A 19,096-nucleotide genomic window follows, 5' to 3' on the forward strand; every position below is an offset into this window, starting at 1 on the left:
AACGCCGTATGAGGTGAAAGTCTCACGTACGGTGTGGAGCGGGGGAAAAGATGGAGATAACTTCAAAGTCTTACCTATCGCTATATATAACAAAGCCATTTTCATTTAATCTTCTTATAAAAAGAGTAGAAGCTATTTTGAGAAGAAGTAACAAAACTATAAATGATAAATTTATAGTATTTGAAAAATTAAAGCTAGATTTAAACACATATATAGCTGAGATAGATGGAGAACCTATAGAGCTTACACTAAAAGAGTTTAATATATTGAAAGCTCTAATAGAAAAGTATCCACAGGTTATAACTAGAGAAGGTCTTTTAGATAGTATATGGGGTTATGACTATTATGGAGATACTAGGATTGTAGATGCACATATAAAAAATATAAGAAAAAAAATATCATTACCATATATTAAAACTGTAAAAGGGATAGGATATACACTTGAGAAGGATATTTGATAAGTGGGAAAAGTTAAGCATAAAGTATAAGTTATTTTCTATAACGACATCATTATTAATAGCATTAGCTTTAATAATATATTTAATTTTATATTTTTTATTGCCATCATATTATCATGAGTATAAAATTGAGTCTCTTCAAGAAAGTTTAAAGTCTTTAGTAGATAGTTCGATTCATTTTGATACGTATACTCTAGAAGAAAGACTTTATTATATGGCTAAAGACCAAAATCTTGCTATTTTATTAAAAGATAGTCAAGGAAAAATCGTATATGGTAAAAATGAAGTAGTTATTTTAAGATATAGTAAGTACATGATTAATAGCATTGAGGATGAATATAGAACATCTATACCTATATATACTAAAGATGCAAAAGATGGGCCATATACTTTGGAACTCGTTATGCCATTACAGCCAATTGATGAAGCAAACGAAGTTATAAGAAAGTTAATGCCATACATCATATCAATAGCGATATTAATAGCAATTATTGGAGCCTATATATATTCGATTGTAATAACAAAACCTCTGATAAATATAATAGAGAGTGAGAGAGAACAAGAATATAGGAGAAAGGATTTTGTAGCTACAATATCACATGAACTAAAAACTCCAATAACCATAATAAGTGGTCAAATTGAAGGGATGATTTATAGTGTAGGTAAGTATAAAGATAGGGATACTTATCTGAAAAAATCATATGAATGTACACAAGAATTAAAAGATTTAGTAAATGAAATGATAGAAGTTTCAAAATCAGAGATACTTGAAAAAGATTTGAAGCTTGTATCAATAAATATAAGCGAACTTTTAAATAGATTGGTAAAAAGACAAGTATTTTTAATAGAAGAAAAACATATGAAAACTATTTTAAAAATAGAGGAAAATCTAGAAGTAAAAGCAGACCAAGAAAGAATAACTAAGGCAATTAATAATATAATAAATAATGCCATAAAATATTCTCCTGAAGGTTCAGAGCTTATAATTAGACTTTATGATAAAAATAAACGTATAAATAAAAAGACTTCTAATCAAAGGGTAATTTTAGAAATTGAAAATACTGGTGTAACTATAGAGAAACGTTATTTAGAAGAAATATTTAATCCGTTTTATAGAATAGAAAAATCTCGTTCACGAAAAACTGGAGGAAGTGGACTTGGACTTTATATAGTCAGTCAAATTTTTAAAAGTCATGGATTTGATTATAGTATAAAAAATAAAGAAAACTCTGTAGTATTTACAGTCGAATTTAAAAATTGATTTGTTTGAATAAATAATATAGAAGTTTCAATAATAGTTCATTCTAAAATCATAAAAAATTCATACTAAAAATGTATTATATAAATATAAATAAAAAAAGTTTTAAACCATAAAATACACCAAACTATAATGATGAGATTTTATTACATCCTCCATATAAGTCATCATTATAGTAATCCCAACAATTAAGTTATTGTGAATTTAGAAAATAACATCGAGCATATAGTTTATGTTTGATGTTATTTTTATTTTGAAACAAGAAATATTTAATCTATCAAAATTTATATATTTAAGCACTATTAAATTACATTTAATGACTTAAAAATTATAAGTGATATTGCAAATAAATATATGTACTTTGGGAAAAATAAATATAGAAAATATTATATTTACAGAGGAGGTAGTTTTGATGGATAGATTAAAAAGAGACATGAAAAATATGAAAGAAGATATAAAAGACGGTGTTAAAAAGACAGCTTATGTAATGAAGAATACTGCTGAGGATTTAAAAGATGATGCACAAGGTGCTATGGTAAACTTAGAAATGAAAAAAGACGAAATGATGGAAAGATACGAGCAAAAAAAATTTGCTAAAGAAATAGAAAAGCAAATGAAAGATGAAATGAAATAAGATTTATATATAGTGTATAATAGTATTAAATTGTTTGTTAAAGAAATAGACTTTCTAAAAATAACTGTATTACATTTAGAAAGTCTATTTCAAATTAGTTTTAACCACTAAATTCAATTGTAAAATAATTATTAGAAAATTAGGTTTTTTAAGCTTCTTTATAAAATAATAATTTGTATTTATAAGTAAATCTATAAAGTGTGTAATTGAGTTTATAAAACATTTACATTAAATTCGGATAAAGTGTTTACTATATCAGGAGTAGGAGATTTTTCTGTAATTATAGAACTAATATCTTCTAAGTGAGCAAATTTAAAGTTTCCATCAAATTTAAATTTTTTATCTTCCATAACTATAAATACTTTCTTACTTGAATTTATTATAGCTTTTTTTGTAAGCCCATCTTCAATTTCAAAAGTTGTAAGTGAAGAGTTAAATACATCCACACCACAACTACCCATAAAGGTCTTGTCAAATTTATATTTTGATATAAAGTCTATAGTTGGAGTGCCAACAAATCCATCTAGACTAAGATTTAATAAACCTCCAGTAGAGATTATATTTAAATTATTTGGTCTTGAAGTAACTACATTTAGTATGTCCAACATATTTGTCACTAGTGTCACCTTTTTATTACTTTCAGCTAGAAGTTTTGCCAGTAAAATATTAATTGTAGAGATGTCTAAAAATATAGTTTCTCTATCTGTAATTAGATTAAATGCTTTCTCTGCTATTATTTTCTTTGTTGGAATGTTGATTTCTTTTCTATCTTTTGTATCTTGGTTTTCTAAGGTTTCTCTGGCTAATACAGCTCCACCATAAATTCTTCGTATTGAAGAGATTTTTTCTATATTTTTTAAGTCTTTTCTTATACAATCTTCTGTAACGTTAAATTTAGAACTGAGTTCTTTTACAGTAACTCTACCTTCTTTTTTTAGGATATTTAATATAGCTTGAATCCTTTCTTCTGCAAACATTTTTTACCTCTTTTCCTAATGTAGTATTATAGTAAATATTATAAGATAAAATACCATATATCAACTATTTTAACATGGAATACAAAATTAATTTAATATAAAAAGTATATTTTTGATAATTATATATTTAGAATTTAATAAATAAAGAGATTATAAAATTAAAAAGAAAAGTAAAACAATAATAAAAAAGAAAAAACAATAACAAAATTATTGAAAATAATACCAAATCAATATATAATAAGAATAAATAAAAACTAAAGGGGGATATTTTAATGCAACTAATCTTAGATACAGGTAATGTAGAGGAGATTAAGGAATTATGTACTTGTTTACCAATAGATGGTGTAACTACAAATCCAAGTATTGTCTCAAAAGAAAAAAAGAATTTTAAGCAACTCATAAATGAGATTGGTGAAATTATAGGTGAGGATATGCCTATACATGCTCAAGTGTTAAGTAAAAAGTATGAAGAAATATTAGAAGAGGCATTATATATAAGTAGTTTGAGAAAAAACATATATGTAAAAATACCTGTAACACAAGATGGTTTAAGAGCTATAAAAGACCTTCATAAAAAAGGGATAAAAATAACTGCTACTGCAATATTTACAGCACATCAAGGTTTTTTGGCTGCAAAAGCTGGAGCAAACTATATCGCGCCTTATGTAAATAGACTTGATAATATATCTGGTGATGGAGTATCTATGGTTTCAGAGCTTATAAAAATAATAGATACATATAAAATGGACACAAAAGTACTTGCTGCAAGTTTTAAAAATGCACAACAAGTTATAGAATTAATGCAAAATGGAGTACATAGTGTTACAGTACCATACGATATTTGTAAGGCTATGATGAATCATCCATTGACAGACTGGAGTGTAGATAAGTTTATAGAAGATTGGGAGAATACTTTTGGAAAAGGTAGTAAAACAAATAATATCTAGCATTATAATTAAAAAGTGGTTTTATGCCTAATTATGTAAGTAGACTTGTATTAAAAGATGAAAATATGAATTATTTTTAATAATTTAAGCTATTATTTTAAGTTAATTCATATTTTCATCTTTTTAGATTTCTAAACCTATGAATCTCCACCAGGGGAATGTCACACATATTATTATAAAATAAGTTAAAGGAATTAAAGTTAAACCATACTTAAAAATAACCTTGCTATTATACAGATTTTCACCGTGTCCAACCATTATTGTTGCATGATGGAATGGTAGTATGTATTGTATACTTACTATGATATAGACAAATAGGCATAATGTAATGCTATTTTCTTTTAGTATGTGCAAACTTCCAAGCAATGGTATTACCACAGATGATGTAGTAACAGCACTTCCAAGACATATATTCAATACTATTGTTAGAGTTATTAAAAATAAGATTGAAATAATTTCTGAAGAGTGTGGTATAAACTTTATCAAATAATTTCCCATTATATCTACAACTCCAGAGTACTTTAATACTCCTCCAATTGAAAATGCCGCTACGAAAAAAATAAGGACTTTCCAGTTTATTTCTTTTAAAGTATTGAATCCAATTATTTTTCTTAATAATAAAAGAAGTACACAAATTGACATTATGATTAGAGTGTTTATGTTATGTATAAACTGGGTCAAAAACATAAAAAACATTACTCCTAGGCATAAAAAAGTGTATTTTTGTTCCTTATTCAATAAATTAAACTCCATTTTAAAATTAGAATATGAAAATTGAAATTTATTAGAATCAAGATTTTTGTTAGAAATAAATTCTATTGAAGCTAATTCTTTTTTAAAAATAAAAATAAATAAAAAATAAGTTACAAGACAAGTAATTATAGTTGGAACAGACATATAAAAAGCCCATTGACCCCAATTTATATTACAGTTTCCAAGTTCTAATACAACGTAGTTTAAAAGGGTATCTCCATTTATAAAAAACATAGATGTAAAGGTAGATGCTGTAAATATGCTAAATAAAAGTATAGATTTTGAATCTTCAGTTATTTTTTGTTCTTTTAAAAACTCTTTGTAAAAAGCTGATACCAAAATGACCCTTGGGAATGGTTGTGGAATAAAAAATATTAACAATATACCTAAAATATATGATAAAAGAATCATTTTTTTAGGAGTGTTAACAATATTTAAAATTAATTTTTCAGAAATAATCCTTGCAACACCTGTCTTTGTAACTGCATTAGTAATTATGTAGGCAAGGACTATTATATAAAAATTTTCTGTAAATAAAAATTGTAAAATTACATTTAAGGGTGCAATGTTAAAAATAAATGCTAGAATTACGAAAAATAATGCAACTACAGTTTTTTCAACAGAGTCTATAGCCCAAATTAAGATGGTTAAAAAAGATAAGCATATAGAAAATTTTATATTAAAACTGTAATTAAGAGAAAAGTACAGAATTATTGTAGCTATAATAGTCATATAAAATTTTTTTGGCTTAAGAATAATACCCATTTTTATATTCACCTCCATAATTTATTATATCATAATGGAGGTAAATACATTTTATCAAAAGATTATTCATTGATTATATGATTTACAATAACTTTAATTTTTTAATACCCTTTATGGCATATAGTTAAATTCTTCACTTTGTTTTTTAAAAATAAAAAATTTATCAATTCATTATAATATAATCTTAGAGTAAGCTTTATATTTCAACTATAAATAAATTGTATTAAAATATCATATATTTTTCGAAAATGTAAAGAATATAATTATAATCGGGATAAGAGAAATTAATACTTAATATAATCGAATATTAATACAAAATCAGTATAATATATACGTATATATTGACAAAATTAATTATATAAATTAAAATAATATTCGTAAAGAAAAAATAATGTTTTGGATTGTATAACATATAATTTTGACAATATGGGTCATAAGTTTCTACCGGAATACCGTAAATATTCTGACTATGTATACTATTATTTAGTTAATTAAATATTTAATTAACTGAATTATGAAGGATACGGCTCAGCTTATCAATTACTGTGTCGTTTTTTTGTAAAATTTAATAGGAGGTGTTGTTATGCAAACAACAAACAGTAGTACCATGCAGAAACTTTTTCCAATTTTGACTAATAAAAATGTTGATATGAAAAAAGAAGTCATTGCAGGAGTAACTACTTTTTTAACTATGGCTTATATAATAGCTGTAAATCCAAATATTTTATCTGAGACAGGTATGCCAGCTGGTGCACTTGTTACAGGGACATGTTTAGCAGCGGCATTTGGATGTATTTTAATGGGTGTAGTTGCAAATCTTCCTTTTGCTTTGGCATCAGGTATGGGTCTTAATGCATTTTTTGCATACACAGTAGTTTTACAAATGGGTGTTCCTTGGGAAGTGGCTCTTACAGCAGTATTTGTAGAAGGTATTATTTTTATAGTTTTATCAGTAAGTGGAGTTCGTGAGGCTGTTGTAAATGCAATACCAAAAAATATGAAATTAGCTGTTACAGGTGGTATTGGTATATTTATTGCACTTATAGGTTTAGTAAATAGCGGAATTGTTATTGGAGATCAAGCTACTCTTATCAAAATGGGTAGATTTACACCAGCAGTAATAATAACTTGTATAGGATTAATAATTATTGCTGTATTAGATAAAAAAAGAGTTAAAGGTTCTATACTTTTTGGAATAGTAGTAAGTTCATTACTTGCTTGGGGATTTGCTTTTATGAATCCAGAGTATGCACAAAAACTAGGGATATATTTACCTGGTGGAGTATTTAAATTTGAAAGTTTAGCACCAATAGCAGGTAAAATAGATTTAGGATATGTATTACATCCAACGAATATAGGTGGATTTTTAGTAGTAGTTTGCACATTTTTATTTGTTGATTTCTTTGATACAGTTGGTACATTAGTAGGTGTTTGTTCTAAAGCAAACATGCTAGATGAAAAAGGAAATGTTCCTAATGTAGGAAGAGCTTTACTTACAGACGCAGTTGCAACTACAGTAGGTGCAGGACTTGGAGTGTCTACAGTTACAACTTATGTTGAAAGTTCAACAGGAGTTATTGCAGGTGGAAGAACTGGATGGACAGCAGTTACAGTTGGGATTTTATTTTTAGCTGCAATGTTTTTCTCTCCTGTATTTATAGCAATTCCATCATGTGCTACAGCACCAGCTTTAATATATGTTGGATATTTAATGCTTGGTACAGTTAAGGATATAGAGTTTGACAATATAACTGAAGGTGTTCCAGCATTTGTTACTATTGCTTGTATGGCATTAACTTATAGTATAGGTGATGGTTTAACTTTAGGTATATTAACTTATGTTTTCGTAAATGTATTTTACAATATATTTGGAACTAAAAAAGCAGAAGATAAGAAGCATGTTTCTATAGTAATGATTGTCTTGGCTATATTATTTATAATAAAACTTTGGCTTTTATAATGAATATTATTTAAAAAATTAATTTAATAAAATAAAGAGCTGTAATTTCTAACATGTTTTAATGAGAAATTACAGCTCTTTTGTATTTGTTAAATTATTTAACTGTATCTATTAGCTTTCCATTTTGTAAAATTTTAGGCACAATTGTTATATTAAATTCTTTTTGTAAATCCTTTATCACATCTAATTCTTGTTTTGTTATTATTGAGATTGTGTTACCATCTCGATTCCCTCTAGCAGTTCGGCCACATCTATGCAAGTATTCATTTTTACTTTTTGGAAAATCTAAATTAAAAACATGACTTACATCTACTATATCTAGTCCACGAGCAGATAAATCAGTTGTAATTAAAATTTTTGCTTTTCCAAGTTTAAATTTATTTATTGCATTTTTTCTATCTTCTTTTGCCATGTTTCCAAAGATTCCAATTGCCTTATAATTATGATAATTTAGTTTTGATACTAGAACTTCTATATTTTTTTCGTTGTTTACAAATACAATTGCTCTTTTTGGATTTGTGGCAGCTAATGTTTTTCTAAGAAAATTAAATTTATCCCTTATTTCACCTAATAAATATGAGTGATTTATATTAGGATTTATTTGTGACTTTTCTTTCGTTTTTATTATTTCAAATTCTTTCATAATTTTATCACAAATTTTTATAGTATTATCAGTAAGGCTTGCAGAACATCCTATAATCTGTCTATCCCTTAATGTAGTTCTTATTATATCTTCTATACAAGTTATATTTTTTCCATTCAATAGATTGTCTACTTCATCTAAGACGATAGTTTTTATATTATGTGATTTTAATTTCTTTTGTTTTATTAAGTCTAAAACTCTTCCACAAGAACCAATTACTATATGTGGTTTTATTGTTTTTATGTTTTTTATTTGCTTTTGTATATTTACTTCCCCAATTAAAGCTAAAGAAGTTAAAGGAATTTCTGAGTTTTTAGCTAATAATTCAACTTGGTTTGTAATCTGCATTACTAGTTCATGTGTAGGTGCAAGTATAAGCGCTTGTGTCTCTCTTTTTGATGTATCAATTTTTTCACATATAGGTAGAAGATATGCCAGTGTTTTTCCTGTTCCAGTCTGAGAATTAATCAATAAATCTTTATTTTGTATTATATTTTCTATAGCAAGTGTCTGAACTTCTGTTGGAGAAGTTATGTCTTGTTTTTTAAGCCCATCTATCAAAGTAGAACTTATTTTTAATTGTTCAAATGTATTCATGTTTTGCTCCTTCTATTTAATCATTAATATTATTATAGTCAACTATTTTTTATTATACATTGTTTAAGCAAATCGAACTATATATTCTTTTATAATTATGTGTAATTTAGAAGTAAATATAATTTATATTTCCATATTTCTAATGGTTTTGTATTTTCTAAACTTTAAAAATAAACAAATAAAAGTTGTAATTATTTGATAGTTGTTATATATTATATATAACAACTATCAAAACTATAATATGGAGGGAAATTATGTTAAAGGTAATCAATGTATCTAAATCATATAAAAATAAGAAAGTAGTAAATAATATTTCATTTGATGTAAATGATGGAGAGCTTTTTGGGTTTATAGGTCATAATGGTGCAGGTAAAACTACTACTATTAAGGCAATTGTTGGGATACACGATTTTGAAGAGGGAGAGGTGCTTGTAAATTCTAAGTCGATAAAAAAACAACCTGTTGAATGTAAAAAAGAAATGGCATATATACCTGATAATCCGGATTTATATGAATCATTAACTGGTGTACAATATCTTAATTTTATAGCAGACATATTTGAAGTTGATAAAAATAAAAGAGAAGAGTTAATAAAATATTATTCGAATAAGTTTGAACTTAATAAAGCATTAGGAGATTTAATATCTTCATATTCACATGGTATGAAACAAAAATTAGCCATAATTTCAGCTTTAATACATAATCCAAAAATTTTAATTCTTGATGAACCTTTTGTAGGTCTTGACCCAAAGGCATCGTTTATATTGAAAGAGATTATGAAAGAATTCTGTGCAAAAGGTGGTTGTATATTTTTCTCAACACATGTTTTAGAAGTTGCCGAAAAAATTTGTGATAAGATTGCCATAATAAAGGATGGAAATATAATTGCTTATGGAAGCACAGAAGAAGTTAAAGGAAGTAATTCACTTGAAAGTATTTTTTTGGAGTTAATAGAAAAATAAATTGTTTTTTATACAATATAGTGTCTAAAGTGAGGAATGATAAAACATGAACAATCTAAGTATATTAATAAAAACTAATATAATAAATGAATTTAAATTGAATACTTTAAAAAAAGCAGATGGAAGAGAAAAACAAAAAATAATAGGAATGGTATTTTCAATTGTTATTATAGCAGGGTTGCTAATTTTTTATGTAACTAGCTTAAGTCTTTCTCTAGTTGATATTTTGAAACAGATAAATCAAATGGAAATGTTACTGATATTTGGGTTTGGACTGTCAACATTAACAACTATCGTTACATCATTATACAAAACTTCATCATATCTATTTCAAGCAAAAGATTTAGATCTCTTGACTAGTTTACCTATAAAAGAATCTACTATACTAGCAAGTAAAATATTGATGTTGATTGGAACAAACTATTTATTTTCTTCAGTATGTATGATTATACCAGCAGTAGTTTATTTTTTTAATTCTGATGTAAGTATAGCTTATTTTCCTTATTTAATATTATTATTTTTAGCTTTGCCTCTATTACCAATAGTTGCATCATCAATAATTTTTTTATTTATAGGGCAGATATCATCAAAAATAAAATATAAAAATTTAGTATTAATCATAGGTAGTGTAATATTGCTTTTACTTTATACTCTATTTATGTCAAGACTGAATTCTATATCAGCTGAAATGTTAAAGAATAGTGTATCTATTTCAGAAACTATTAGAAAAATATATCCACCTACATATTATTTTGTTGATGCTCTTAAAACAGGAAGTATAATTTCTTTTTTAGCATTTATATCAATATCAATAATACCATTTTTTATGTTTATAACTTTATTTGCTAAAAGATTTAAAAATATAAATTCTAAAATGCGTGAAAGTTATAAGTCAAAAAGTTATGAGTTTAAGAGTCAAAAAATTTCAAGACCATCAAAAGCTCTATTAAAAAAGGAGTTTAAAAGATATTCTTCTTCATTCATTTACTTTTTAAATTCATCTGTTGGTCTGTTATTTCTAATAGTAGGTACAATTTTAATATTACTATTTGGGGCAGATAAAATGGCTGAATTGCTAAAAATGAATATTGATTTTAGTATCATAAAAATACAGTTATTAGGTGTGTTCTTCTTTATAATGGTAATGAATTGTACAACATATTGTTCGATTTCTTTTGAAGGAAAAAATTTATGGATATTAAAATCTTCTCCAATAGATGAAAAAGAAATATTCTGGTCAAAGATATTGATGAATTTTTTATTAAATGCACCATTATCTATTTTGTGTTTGATATTAGTGTCTATAAAATTAGATTTTGAAGTCCAATTTATTATTGTATCAATTTGTTTACTTACAACTTTTTCAATGTTTGTAGCTTTGATGGGGTTATTAACAAATTTATTATATCCAAATCTTGATTGGAAAAATGAAGTTGCAGTTGTAAAGAGAAGTGCAAGTATGATAGTTACAATGTTAGCATCATTAATATATATAGTTGTACTTGGAGGTATATATATATTAATGGGAATTTCATTTTTAAATATGTATATTGTTTTAGCAAGTGTGCTTACATTAATACTAGATTTTATGATATGGAGAATTATTTCTACTAAAGGAGTAAAAATTTTTAAAAGTTTATAGATGTGTTTGTGTCAAATAGAGACTTATTTTTTTTAGTATTGCAAAGAATATGTTAAGTAGTATACTATGATATAGTGATATGAAAAAATTTAGGAGAAAATAAATGAGAAAACTATCCAAAAAAGAAAAAGATTTTATTCAATATGGATTTTTGCTATTTTTGATATGTATTACTACTTATTTAGTGTTAACCACTTTAGATATAAAAATGATACCTAAAATTATAAGGATGGTAAATAAGGCCTATATATTCTTTGGGATATTAATAATACTAGTATATATGCTAATTGAAGCTATTGTAACTCATTTGATAATAAATGCAGTTCAGAAGACAAAAGTAAAATTTATTGGTATTAAAATGGCTACGATGGGATTTTACTATAACTTAGTTACTCCATTTGCATCTGGGAGTCAACCAATGCAAATATATGCACTTACAAAATATGATGTGAGCCTTAGCAAATCAGTAGCTATAGTTACTAACAAGACAGTGGTGTTTCAAAGTACAGTTACCATGTTTTGTGGAATTTTAATTTTACTAAATAAGCCGTTATTAATGCAACAAATACATTCTGTTAGAGTTTTGATAACGGTCGGGATGATTATGAATGTAAGTATGTTGTTAGGTGGACTACTAATAGTATTTAGTCCAAAACAAGTAAAAATGGTAGCAGAAATTTTGATTAATTTTTTATCTAAATTTAAGACATTTAAACTCTTAGATTCAAAACGTGATAGAGTAAATCATTATATTGATGATTATAATTACTCTATAAAAATATTTATTAAAAATGTGAGAGTTTTAGTTTTAAGTATATTACTTACTGTGTTGCAACTAATAGCGTATTTTAGTATAGTCTATTGTGTGTATAAAGCTTCAAATCTAAAAGGAGTATCATACATACATATAATGACACTACAAGTGTTTTTGTATATGGCAATATCGCCAGTACCAACACCAGGAAATGTTGGAGCGAATGAAGTTACATTCTTTACTATGTTTTCAAAAATAATTCCCAAAGAGTTATTAGGGTATTCAGTACTATTATATAGTGGATTTGTATACTATTTTATATTAATAGTCTCGGGGATATTTACGTTTAGGACACATTATACCTTAAATAATTGGAAAAAAGAAGAAGAAGTAAGTTCTAATTTAGAGGAAGTTATTGAAAAATTTAATTAGTAAAATAATTAGGGAAATTCTAGATACGAATATAGTGTTAAATAAGCTATATTATATTGAGAAATTTCCTTTTTTTGATTAAAACTATAGAAATTTGAAATAATAAGTAATAAATAGAAAAATTTATATTGTTTTGAAAGGACAAAATATGAAAAAAGATAAAAAAGATGAAAATAGAAGTAATATTTTTAGTACGAAAAAAAATCTTCATAACAAGCTTGAAATTGCTGAAGAATTACATCCAAGTAAAAATATAGGAAGTATGCTTGGATATAGGATAGATAAGAAAAAAATGAATAAACCAAGTTAATGAAAATGTTGAAAATAGTACGTTTTAAAAAAAATATATAATGAAATGTTTTATTGTTAAATTTAAAGTTATTTTAATAAGAAAAAAAGTCGAAAAATATCTAAAAAAGATATATATATAGATAGTATTAATATATATATATTATAAACTTGACAAAATCAACCTTTTAATAACTGGTAAAAAATATTAAAATTATAGAAGCGTTATTTAATTATCAAAAATGAAGGTTAAGTTGCAGGAAGGAAAAAATATGATTGATAACATTTATTTGTGTGCTATAATTATATAGTAAAACGAATAAATGAGTATGTCATATAATGCATGCATATTGGGAGGAGAGACTGACATGGAATCATCTATACACACAATTGCCAGTAATAATTTATTGGTGATTTTTGCTGTTGTAAGTATAACTGGAATAATTTGTAGCAAGCTTAGCGAAATATTGAAAGTTCCTGATGTTGTACTATTTTTACTTGTAGGAATTCTAATAGGACCATCATTTTTAAAATTTATAGATATTCGCGGATTTCAAATAGAAAATCAATTAATACTTACATTTGGTTCTGCATTTATCTTATACTTAGGTGGAAAAGAAATAAGTTTAAAAGTGTTGAGAAATGTAAAGATATCTGTATTCTTACTAGCTACTTTAGGAGTTGTGATATCTGCTTTTATAATGCAACAAGTAATAAGCTTTGCTTTTGGAATAAGTGCGATGACTGCTTTACTAGCAGGAACTATAATAGCATCAACAGACCCAGCTACTCTTGTACCTATATTTAATCAAGTAAAAATAAAGGATAGAGTAAAACAAACTGTAATAAGTGAATCAGCTTTTAATGATGCAACAGGAGCTATATTAACATCAGCAGTGTTAGCTGTAATTTTATCAAATAAATTTTCATTAAGTGAAAATATTTATGAATTAGGGACAATGGTTATTGTCGGAGTTGTGATTGGTTTAATTACAGGAATACTGCTTTTGAAATTGGTTAATGATAAACCATATGGAATATTCAAAGATTTTGCACCAATAATATCTGTTATTTCAGTTGTTGTTGCATATGAATTATCTACAAAATTAGGTGGAAGTGGATACATGTCTTGCTTTATTGTAGGTATAATAACTGGTAATAAGAAAAACTTTAGAATTTGGTTAAGTCAAAAATCTTATGATGCAGATTTCTATGTTGCTGAAACTTTAGGTACTATTTGTCGTATGGCAATATTTATAATATTAGGTAGCCAAGTTAATTTAGCTCAATTAGGCCAATATTTTGTACCATCTGTAATTACAGTACTAGTATTAATGTTTATAGCAAGACCACTTTGTGTTTTAGTTTGTACACTTGTGGATAGAGAAGCAAAATGGAGTAAAAATGAAATGTTATTTATGATGTGGGTAAGGGAAACTGGAGTAATACCAGCTGCACTTTGTGGTATCATTTCAGCAATGAAAGTTCCTGGATACGAAGTAATTTCATCAGTAGTATTTATGACTATACTAATAACTTTAGTAATACAAGGAAGTACTACAAAATTGGTAGCTAAAAAACTTGGATTATTAGAAGAAGAAGTGATAAATATAAGTGAAAAAGTATCAACTTTTTAAAATTTCACTTTAAATAATACATAATAATGGCTATTTTAAAATTATCTAATGATAATTGTTGAAATAGTCATTTTTTATGTAGAAGTAATTTACAGAATTTACATATTGGATATATTTATTATCAAAATTTGTTGAAGCTATGATATAATTAGTTGTATTTAAAATAAGAATAGCAAATAAGGGAGGAAATTTATGTTTACGGTTATGGATATTGTACAGCCAGATACAGTAGAAGAAGCGTACTCAATTTTAAATAAAAGAAAAACTAATCAAGTGATTGGTGGAAGTGCTTTTTTAAGAATGGGGAAAAAAAGAATAGGTACAGGGATAGAATTATCTAATTTAAACTTAGACTATATAAAAGAAGAGGAAGATTATATTGAGATTGGCTCTATGACTACTTTTAGAACTTTAGAGACAAGTCAAATAGTCAAAAAAAATTTTGGAGATATAATAGAAGATTCAGTTAAAGATATAATAGGAATTCAGTTTAGAAATGTAGTAACGGTTGGAGCTACAGTATTTTCTAAATATGGTTTTTCTGACTTGATAGTAGCATTGCTTTCATTAGACACAGAAGTAGAATTATATAAAGCTGGAAGGATTAGTCTTGAAGAGTTTCTTAATAGAGAGTATGAGAAAGATTTACTAATTAAGGTATATATAAAGAAAACAAATAAAAATGCTTCTTATAAATCACTAAGAAATGCAAAGAGTGATTATCCTCTCCTAAATGTATCTGTATCAAAACACATGGGAAAATTTAAATTATGTGTAGGTGCAAGACCTCAAAAAGCTACGATTGCGAAACAAGCTAGTGAATTCCTATCTAATAATGAAGTTAATGAAGTTAATATAGATAAAGCAATAGAAATTGCGTCAGAAGAATTAACTTTTGGTTCTAATATGAGAGCATCTAGGGATTATAGAAAAGCTATGAGTAAAGTACTTTTAAAAAGAGCTATAATGGAGGTTATTTAATGTTAGTGAAACTTAATATAAATGGAAAGAAAAAAAGTGTAGATATAGAGCCAGAAGAATATTTAGTTGACACTTTAAGGAAAGTTGGTAATTTAAGTGTAAAAAGAGGTTGTGACACAGGATGTTGTGGTCTCTGTACAGTTTTAATTGATAAGAAACCTACATTATCTTGTGCAACATTGACATTGAGAGCTTTAAATAAAGAAATAACTACAATTGAAGGTTTAGAAGATGAAGTTAGAGAGTTTAGCGAAGTTTTGGTAAAAGAAGGTGCTGAGCAGTGCGGATTCTGTTCTCCTGGTTTTATACTTACTGTACTTGCAATGAAAGATGAGCTTGAAAATCCTACAGATGAAGAAATAAAACATTATCTGACAGGAAATCTATGCAGATGTACAGGATATATGGGACAGTTAAGAGCTATCAAAACTTATCTGGAGGTAAAGTAGAACATGAATATAGTTGGAAAAGGAATCAAAAAAATAGATGGAATGAGTATTACAACAGGTAAACCTGTGTATACAGATGATTTATCAGCAAAAGATGCTTTGGTGGTAAAGATACTTAGAAGTCCTCATGCTTATGCAAAAATAAAAGATATAGATACATCAAAGGCAGAAATGGTTGATGGTGTTGAATGTGTTTTAACATATAAAGATGTACCAAAATCTAGATTTACACTTGCTGGTCAAACATATCCAGAACCATCTCCATATGATAGATTAATTCTTGAAGATGTTGTTAGGTATGTAGGTGATGAAGTAGCTATAGTTGCTGCTGTGGATGAAAAGACAGCAATTAAGGCAATGAATCTTATCAAGGTAAAGTATGAAGTACTTACTCCTGTTTTGGATTTTGAAAAAGCAATAGGGAATAAAGTTGTAGTTCATGATGAGGATAGACATTGTAACTTTGACATAGGTATGCAGAGAGAAAATAATATAGTATCACATCATGATTATACTAAAGGTGATATGGACAAAGTACTAAGTAATTGTGATATAGTAATTGAAGAAACTTATTATACTCAAGCACAAGCGCACGCAATGATGGAGACATATAGAGCATACAATTATTTAGACCACACTGGTAGATTGGTTGTAGTAAGTTCAACTCAAATACCATTTCACGTTAAAAGACATTTGTCTCGTGCATTAGAGCTACCAGCTAGTAAAATTAGAGTCATAAAACCTAGAATTGGTGGTGGATTTGGCGGAAAACAAACTGCATGTGTGGAGATTTTCTCAGCAATTGTAACTTTAAAAACAGGTAAACCAGCTAAAATAATTTATGATAGAAAAGAAACTTTTAATTGTTCAACAAGTAGACATGCGATGAGATTGAAGGTTAGACTAGGTGCTACTAATGATGGAATAATAAAAGCTATAGATATAAATGCACTTTCTGATACAGGTGCATATGGAGAGCATGCCTCTACAACTATTGGTTTGGTTGGAGAAAAAACTTTACCAATGTATAATAAAGTTGAAGCAACAAGATTCATTGCAGATGTAGTATATACTAATAAAATGCCAGCAGGAGCACTTAGAGGTTATGGAGCTTCTCAAGGATGTTTTGCTGTTGAATCAACTATAAATATGCTTGCTGACAAATTAAAAATGGACCCAACAGATTTAAGGTTAAAAAACGTAGTAACACAAGGTGAGACTACATTTGCATATGGAAAAACTTTAAATAGTGTGGATTTAGTAAAATGTATAAATAAGGGTAAAGAGCTTATTGGATGGGATGAAAAATATCCTTGTAAACATCTTGAGAATGGAAAGATTAGAAGTGTTGGTATGGGAATTACTATGCAAGGTTCTGGTATACAAGGTCTTGACAAGTCTTCAGCTGAAATTAAATTGAATGACTGTGGAGATTATACACTTATGATAGGTTCTACTGATATGGGTACAGGAAGTGACACAATCCTAGCCCAAATGGCTGCTGAAGTACTTGAAACGAGTATCGAAAATATAACAGTCATATCGGCTGATACTGACTTAGTTCCATATGACCCAGGTTCATATGCTTCAAGTACTACTTATGTAACAGGTATGGCAGTAGTTAAAGCTGCTCAAGACTTAAGAGCAAAAATAATTTCTGCTGGAGCTACTAAACTAGGTGTTGATATAGATGAAGTAGAATTTGATGGTGTAAACTTAACTAGTAAAAAAGGTAGCACATTATTATTTGATATAGCAGTGGATTCTACAATTGGGCCTGACACTAATCAATTGATAGGTCTTGCTTCTCATGGTAGTCCAGTATCACCACCACCTTTTATAGCTGGTTTTGCAGAAACTGAAATAGATAAAGAAACTGGGAAGGTTGATTTAGTAAATTATGTGGCTATAGTAGACTGTGGAACAGTTATAAATAAAAATCTAGCTAAGATACAAGTTGAAGGTGGAATTGTTCAAGGGATTGGAATGGCCTTATTTGAAGAAGTTAGATACACAGAAAAAGGTAGTATGGATACGAATACATTTATGCAATATAAGATTCCGGCTAGATGTGATATTGGAAATGTAGAAGTAGATTTTGTTGAAACTTATGAACCAACAGGGCCATTTGGTGCTAAGTCAGTTGGAGAAGTTGTTATAAATACACCTTTGCCAGCTGTACAAGAAGCTGTATTTAATGGGGTTGGTGTGAGAATAAATACACTTCCTATTACACCTGAAAAAGTATTCATGGCAATGAATAAATAATTATTTATGAAGATTTTAGACTAGTTTTACATGTTAAACAACCAGTTATGTCATACCTGTTGAAAGATATTTAATAAGTAGTTATTATAATATTATGAATTTTACTTATAAAATATAAAATTAACTAAGGGGATGATGTTTTGGCTGGAAATCTAAATAACATAAGAGCAGTAAATAATTTTAGAGGAGATAAAAACATTTTAGAATGTTTAGTCAGCTTTGAGGGTCGTTCGATAAGTCAGAGAAAAGTAAGAGTGTTCTTTAAAGAAAAACAAAATCAAATAGAAATTGACTTTGCAGAAGAGGAAATTTCTAAACTTGTTGAAAATGTAGTTTTAAATACATCATATCAAGAAATGTTGTATGATGAGATAGAAAAACAACTAGAAATTGATTGCATAGGTACTTGGATGATATTATCTAAATTAAAAGATAGCAGAGTTCATTGATTTTGACATAAATTATTAGAGCCTAATTTTAAGGCTCTTTTTTAATGTTTTTATAGAATAATAGAAAATTAAATTTGAATTTGTATACGATAATTATAACATATATTTAAAATATAGATATTTGAGTTTATATGTATCATATTGTATAATATAAATTGAATTAATAAAATAGTTCGTTAAAATAATTTATTTATATAAAATAACTGTTTAACTTTATAGAATTTGTATAAAATAAAGTTATA

Annotated in this window: 16 protein-coding genes, 1 pseudogene and 1 riboswitch; of the genes and pseudogenes, 14 read left to right on the forward strand and 3 right to left on the reverse strand. The window is 26.9% G+C overall.

Features of this window, described 5'->3' with window-relative positions; translation table 11 throughout:
- Positions 1-83 precede the first annotated feature (83 nt).
- The 3 genes and pseudogenes from Q3304_RS07075 to Q3304_RS07085 all read left to right on the forward strand — a co-directional run.
- Positions 84-458 (forward strand): annotated as a pseudogene (locus Q3304_RS07075) (response regulator transcription factor); the annotation flags it as partial.
- On the forward strand, positions 442-1,719 hold the full coding sequence (locus tag Q3304_RS07080; RefSeq protein WP_054270578.1) for a cell wall metabolism sensor histidine kinase WalK: 1,278 nt from the start codon (positions 442-444) through the stop codon (positions 1,717-1,719). The pseudogene Q3304_RS07075 and the gene Q3304_RS07080, both read left to right, overlap by 17 nt.
- Positions 1,720-2,128: 409 nt before the next feature.
- On the forward strand, positions 2,129-2,350 hold the full coding sequence (locus Q3304_RS07085; protein WP_054270577.1) for a hypothetical protein: 222 nt from the start codon (positions 2,129-2,131) through the stop codon (positions 2,348-2,350).
- Between the two features lie 212 nt (positions 2,351-2,562).
- Here the strand turns inward: Q3304_RS07085 and Q3304_RS07090 are convergent, their stop codons facing one another.
- Positions 2,563-3,327 carry a DeoR/GlpR family DNA-binding transcription regulator gene (locus Q3304_RS07090; RefSeq protein ID WP_054270576.1) on the reverse strand — a complete coding sequence of 255 codons (765 nt, stop codon included), beginning with the start codon at positions 3,325-3,327 and terminating at the stop codon, positions 2,563-2,565.
- 272 nt (positions 3,328-3,599) lie between these two features.
- Here Q3304_RS07090 and fsa point away from each other — a divergent pair, with 272 nt between their 5' ends.
- Complete coding sequence (gene fsa, locus Q3304_RS07095) at positions 3,600-4,274, forward strand: fructose-6-phosphate aldolase (RefSeq protein WP_054276903.1); 675 nt, start codon at positions 3,600-3,602, stop codon at positions 4,272-4,274.
- A gap of 123 nt (positions 4,275-4,397) precedes the next feature.
- Here the strand turns inward: fsa and Q3304_RS07100 are convergent, their stop codons facing one another.
- Positions 4,398-5,792: an SLC13 family permease gene (locus Q3304_RS07100; RefSeq protein WP_407815011.1), complete on the reverse strand. Its 1,395-nt coding sequence runs from the start codon at positions 5,790-5,792 to the stop codon at positions 4,398-4,400.
- Between the two features lie 387 nt (positions 5,793-6,179).
- Positions 6,180-6,282, forward strand: a riboswitch (purine riboswitch).
- Between the two features lie 93 nt (positions 6,283-6,375).
- On the opposite strand from Q3304_RS07100, the gene Q3304_RS07105 reads away from it, so the two are divergent.
- Positions 6,376-7,752 (forward strand): NCS2 family permease, encoded by a 1,377-nt coding sequence (locus Q3304_RS07105; RefSeq protein WP_054270573.1) that lies wholly within the window; start codon positions 6,376-6,378, stop codon positions 7,750-7,752.
- A gap of 94 nt (positions 7,753-7,846) precedes the next feature.
- On the opposite strand, the gene Q3304_RS07110 is transcribed toward Q3304_RS07105, so the two are convergent.
- Positions 7,847-8,992, reverse strand: a complete 1,146-nt coding sequence (locus Q3304_RS07110) for a DEAD/DEAH box helicase (RefSeq protein ID WP_407815012.1) — start codon at positions 8,990-8,992, stop codon at positions 7,847-7,849.
- Between the two features lie 254 nt (positions 8,993-9,246).
- Here Q3304_RS07110 and Q3304_RS07115 point away from each other — a divergent pair, with 254 nt between their 5' ends.
- From Q3304_RS07115 to Q3304_RS07155, 9 genes are all read left to right on the forward strand, one after another.
- A complete protein-coding gene (locus Q3304_RS07115) occupies positions 9,247-9,954 on the forward strand; it encodes an ABC transporter ATP-binding protein (RefSeq protein ID WP_054270571.1) in 708 nt (235 codons plus the stop codon).
- A gap of 46 nt (positions 9,955-10,000) precedes the next feature.
- On the forward strand, positions 10,001-11,596 hold the full coding sequence (locus Q3304_RS07120) for a putative ABC transporter permease subunit (RefSeq protein ID WP_407815013.1): 1,596 nt from the start codon (positions 10,001-10,003) through the stop codon (positions 11,594-11,596).
- 103 nt (positions 11,597-11,699) lie between these two features.
- Complete coding sequence (locus Q3304_RS07125; RefSeq protein ID WP_407815014.1) at positions 11,700-12,782, forward strand: lysylphosphatidylglycerol synthase transmembrane domain-containing protein; 1,083 nt, start codon at positions 11,700-11,702, stop codon at positions 12,780-12,782.
- A gap of 148 nt (positions 12,783-12,930) precedes the next feature.
- On the forward strand, positions 12,931-13,092 hold the full coding sequence (locus Q3304_RS07130) for a DNA polymerase III (protein WP_407815015.1): 162 nt from the start codon (positions 12,931-12,933) through the stop codon (positions 13,090-13,092).
- 346 nt (positions 13,093-13,438) lie between these two features.
- A complete protein-coding gene (locus Q3304_RS07135; RefSeq protein WP_054270567.1) occupies positions 13,439-14,707 on the forward strand; it encodes a sodium:proton antiporter in 1,269 nt (422 codons plus the stop codon).
- A 192-nt stretch (positions 14,708-14,899) separates the two neighbouring features.
- The gene (locus Q3304_RS07140; protein WP_407815016.1) at positions 14,900-15,688 is read left to right on the forward strand and encodes an FAD binding domain-containing protein; all 789 of its coding nucleotides are present in this window, start codon (positions 14,900-14,902) and stop codon (positions 15,686-15,688) included.
- A complete protein-coding gene (locus tag Q3304_RS07145) occupies positions 15,688-16,137 on the forward strand; it encodes a (2Fe-2S)-binding protein (RefSeq protein WP_054270565.1) in 450 nt (149 codons plus the stop codon). The genes Q3304_RS07140 and Q3304_RS07145 overlap by 1 nt, the downstream gene beginning before the upstream one ends.
- A gap of 3 nt (positions 16,138-16,140) precedes the next feature.
- Positions 16,141-18,405: a xanthine dehydrogenase family protein molybdopterin-binding subunit gene (locus tag Q3304_RS07150; protein WP_407815017.1), complete on the forward strand. Its 2,265-nt coding sequence runs from the start codon at positions 16,141-16,143 to the stop codon at positions 18,403-18,405.
- Positions 18,406-18,545: 140 nt separating this feature from the next.
- Positions 18,546-18,854: a hypothetical protein gene (locus Q3304_RS07155; RefSeq protein WP_054270563.1), complete on the forward strand. Its 309-nt coding sequence runs from the start codon at positions 18,546-18,548 to the stop codon at positions 18,852-18,854.
- Positions 18,855-19,096: the final 242 nt, after the last annotated feature.

It is taken from the genome of Clostridioides sp. GD02377, from assembly GCF_045899875.1.
GTDB classification, from domain to species: domain Bacteria; phylum Bacillota; class Clostridia; order Peptostreptococcales; family Peptostreptococcaceae; genus Clostridioides; species Clostridioides difficile_A.

Excerpts from the sequence above, each read along its gene's own strand:
- Q3304_RS07085 (WP_054270577.1), top strand. The coding sequence starts at position 2,129 with ATGGATAGATTAAAAAGAGACATGAAAAATATGAAAGAAGATATAAAA.
- Q3304_RS07090 (WP_054270576.1), bottom strand. The coding sequence starts at position 3,327 with ATGTTTGCAGAAGAAAGGATTCAAGCTATATTAAATATCCTAAAAAAA.
- fsa (WP_054276903.1), top strand. The coding sequence starts at position 3,600 with ATGCAACTAATCTTAGATACAGGTAATGTAGAGGAGATTAAGGAATTA.
- Q3304_RS07100 (WP_407815011.1), bottom strand. The coding sequence starts at position 5,792 with ATGGGTATTATTCTTAAGCCAAAAAAATTTTATATGACTATTATAGCT.
- Q3304_RS07105 (WP_054270573.1), top strand. The coding sequence starts at position 6,376 with ATGCAAACAACAAACAGTAGTACCATGCAGAAACTTTTTCCAATTTTG.
- Q3304_RS07110 (WP_407815012.1), bottom strand. The coding sequence starts at position 8,992 with ATGAATACATTTGAACAATTAAAAATAAGTTCTACTTTGATAGATGGG.
- Q3304_RS07115 (WP_054270571.1), top strand. The coding sequence starts at position 9,247 with ATGTTAAAGGTAATCAATGTATCTAAATCATATAAAAATAAGAAAGTA.
- Q3304_RS07120 (WP_407815013.1), top strand. The coding sequence starts at position 10,001 with ATGAACAATCTAAGTATATTAATAAAAACTAATATAATAAATGAATTT.
- Q3304_RS07125 (WP_407815014.1), top strand. The coding sequence starts at position 11,700 with ATGAGAAAACTATCCAAAAAAGAAAAAGATTTTATTCAATATGGATTT.
- Q3304_RS07130 (WP_407815015.1), top strand. The coding sequence starts at position 12,931 with ATGAAAAAAGATAAAAAAGATGAAAATAGAAGTAATATTTTTAGTACG.
- Q3304_RS07135 (WP_054270567.1), top strand. The coding sequence starts at position 13,439 with ATGGAATCATCTATACACACAATTGCCAGTAATAATTTATTGGTGATT.
- Q3304_RS07140 (WP_407815016.1), top strand. The coding sequence starts at position 14,900 with ATGTTTACGGTTATGGATATTGTACAGCCAGATACAGTAGAAGAAGCG.
- Q3304_RS07145 (WP_054270565.1), top strand. The coding sequence starts at position 15,688 with ATGTTAGTGAAACTTAATATAAATGGAAAGAAAAAAAGTGTAGATATA.
- Q3304_RS07150 (WP_407815017.1), top strand. The coding sequence starts at position 16,141 with ATGAATATAGTTGGAAAAGGAATCAAAAAAATAGATGGAATGAGTATT.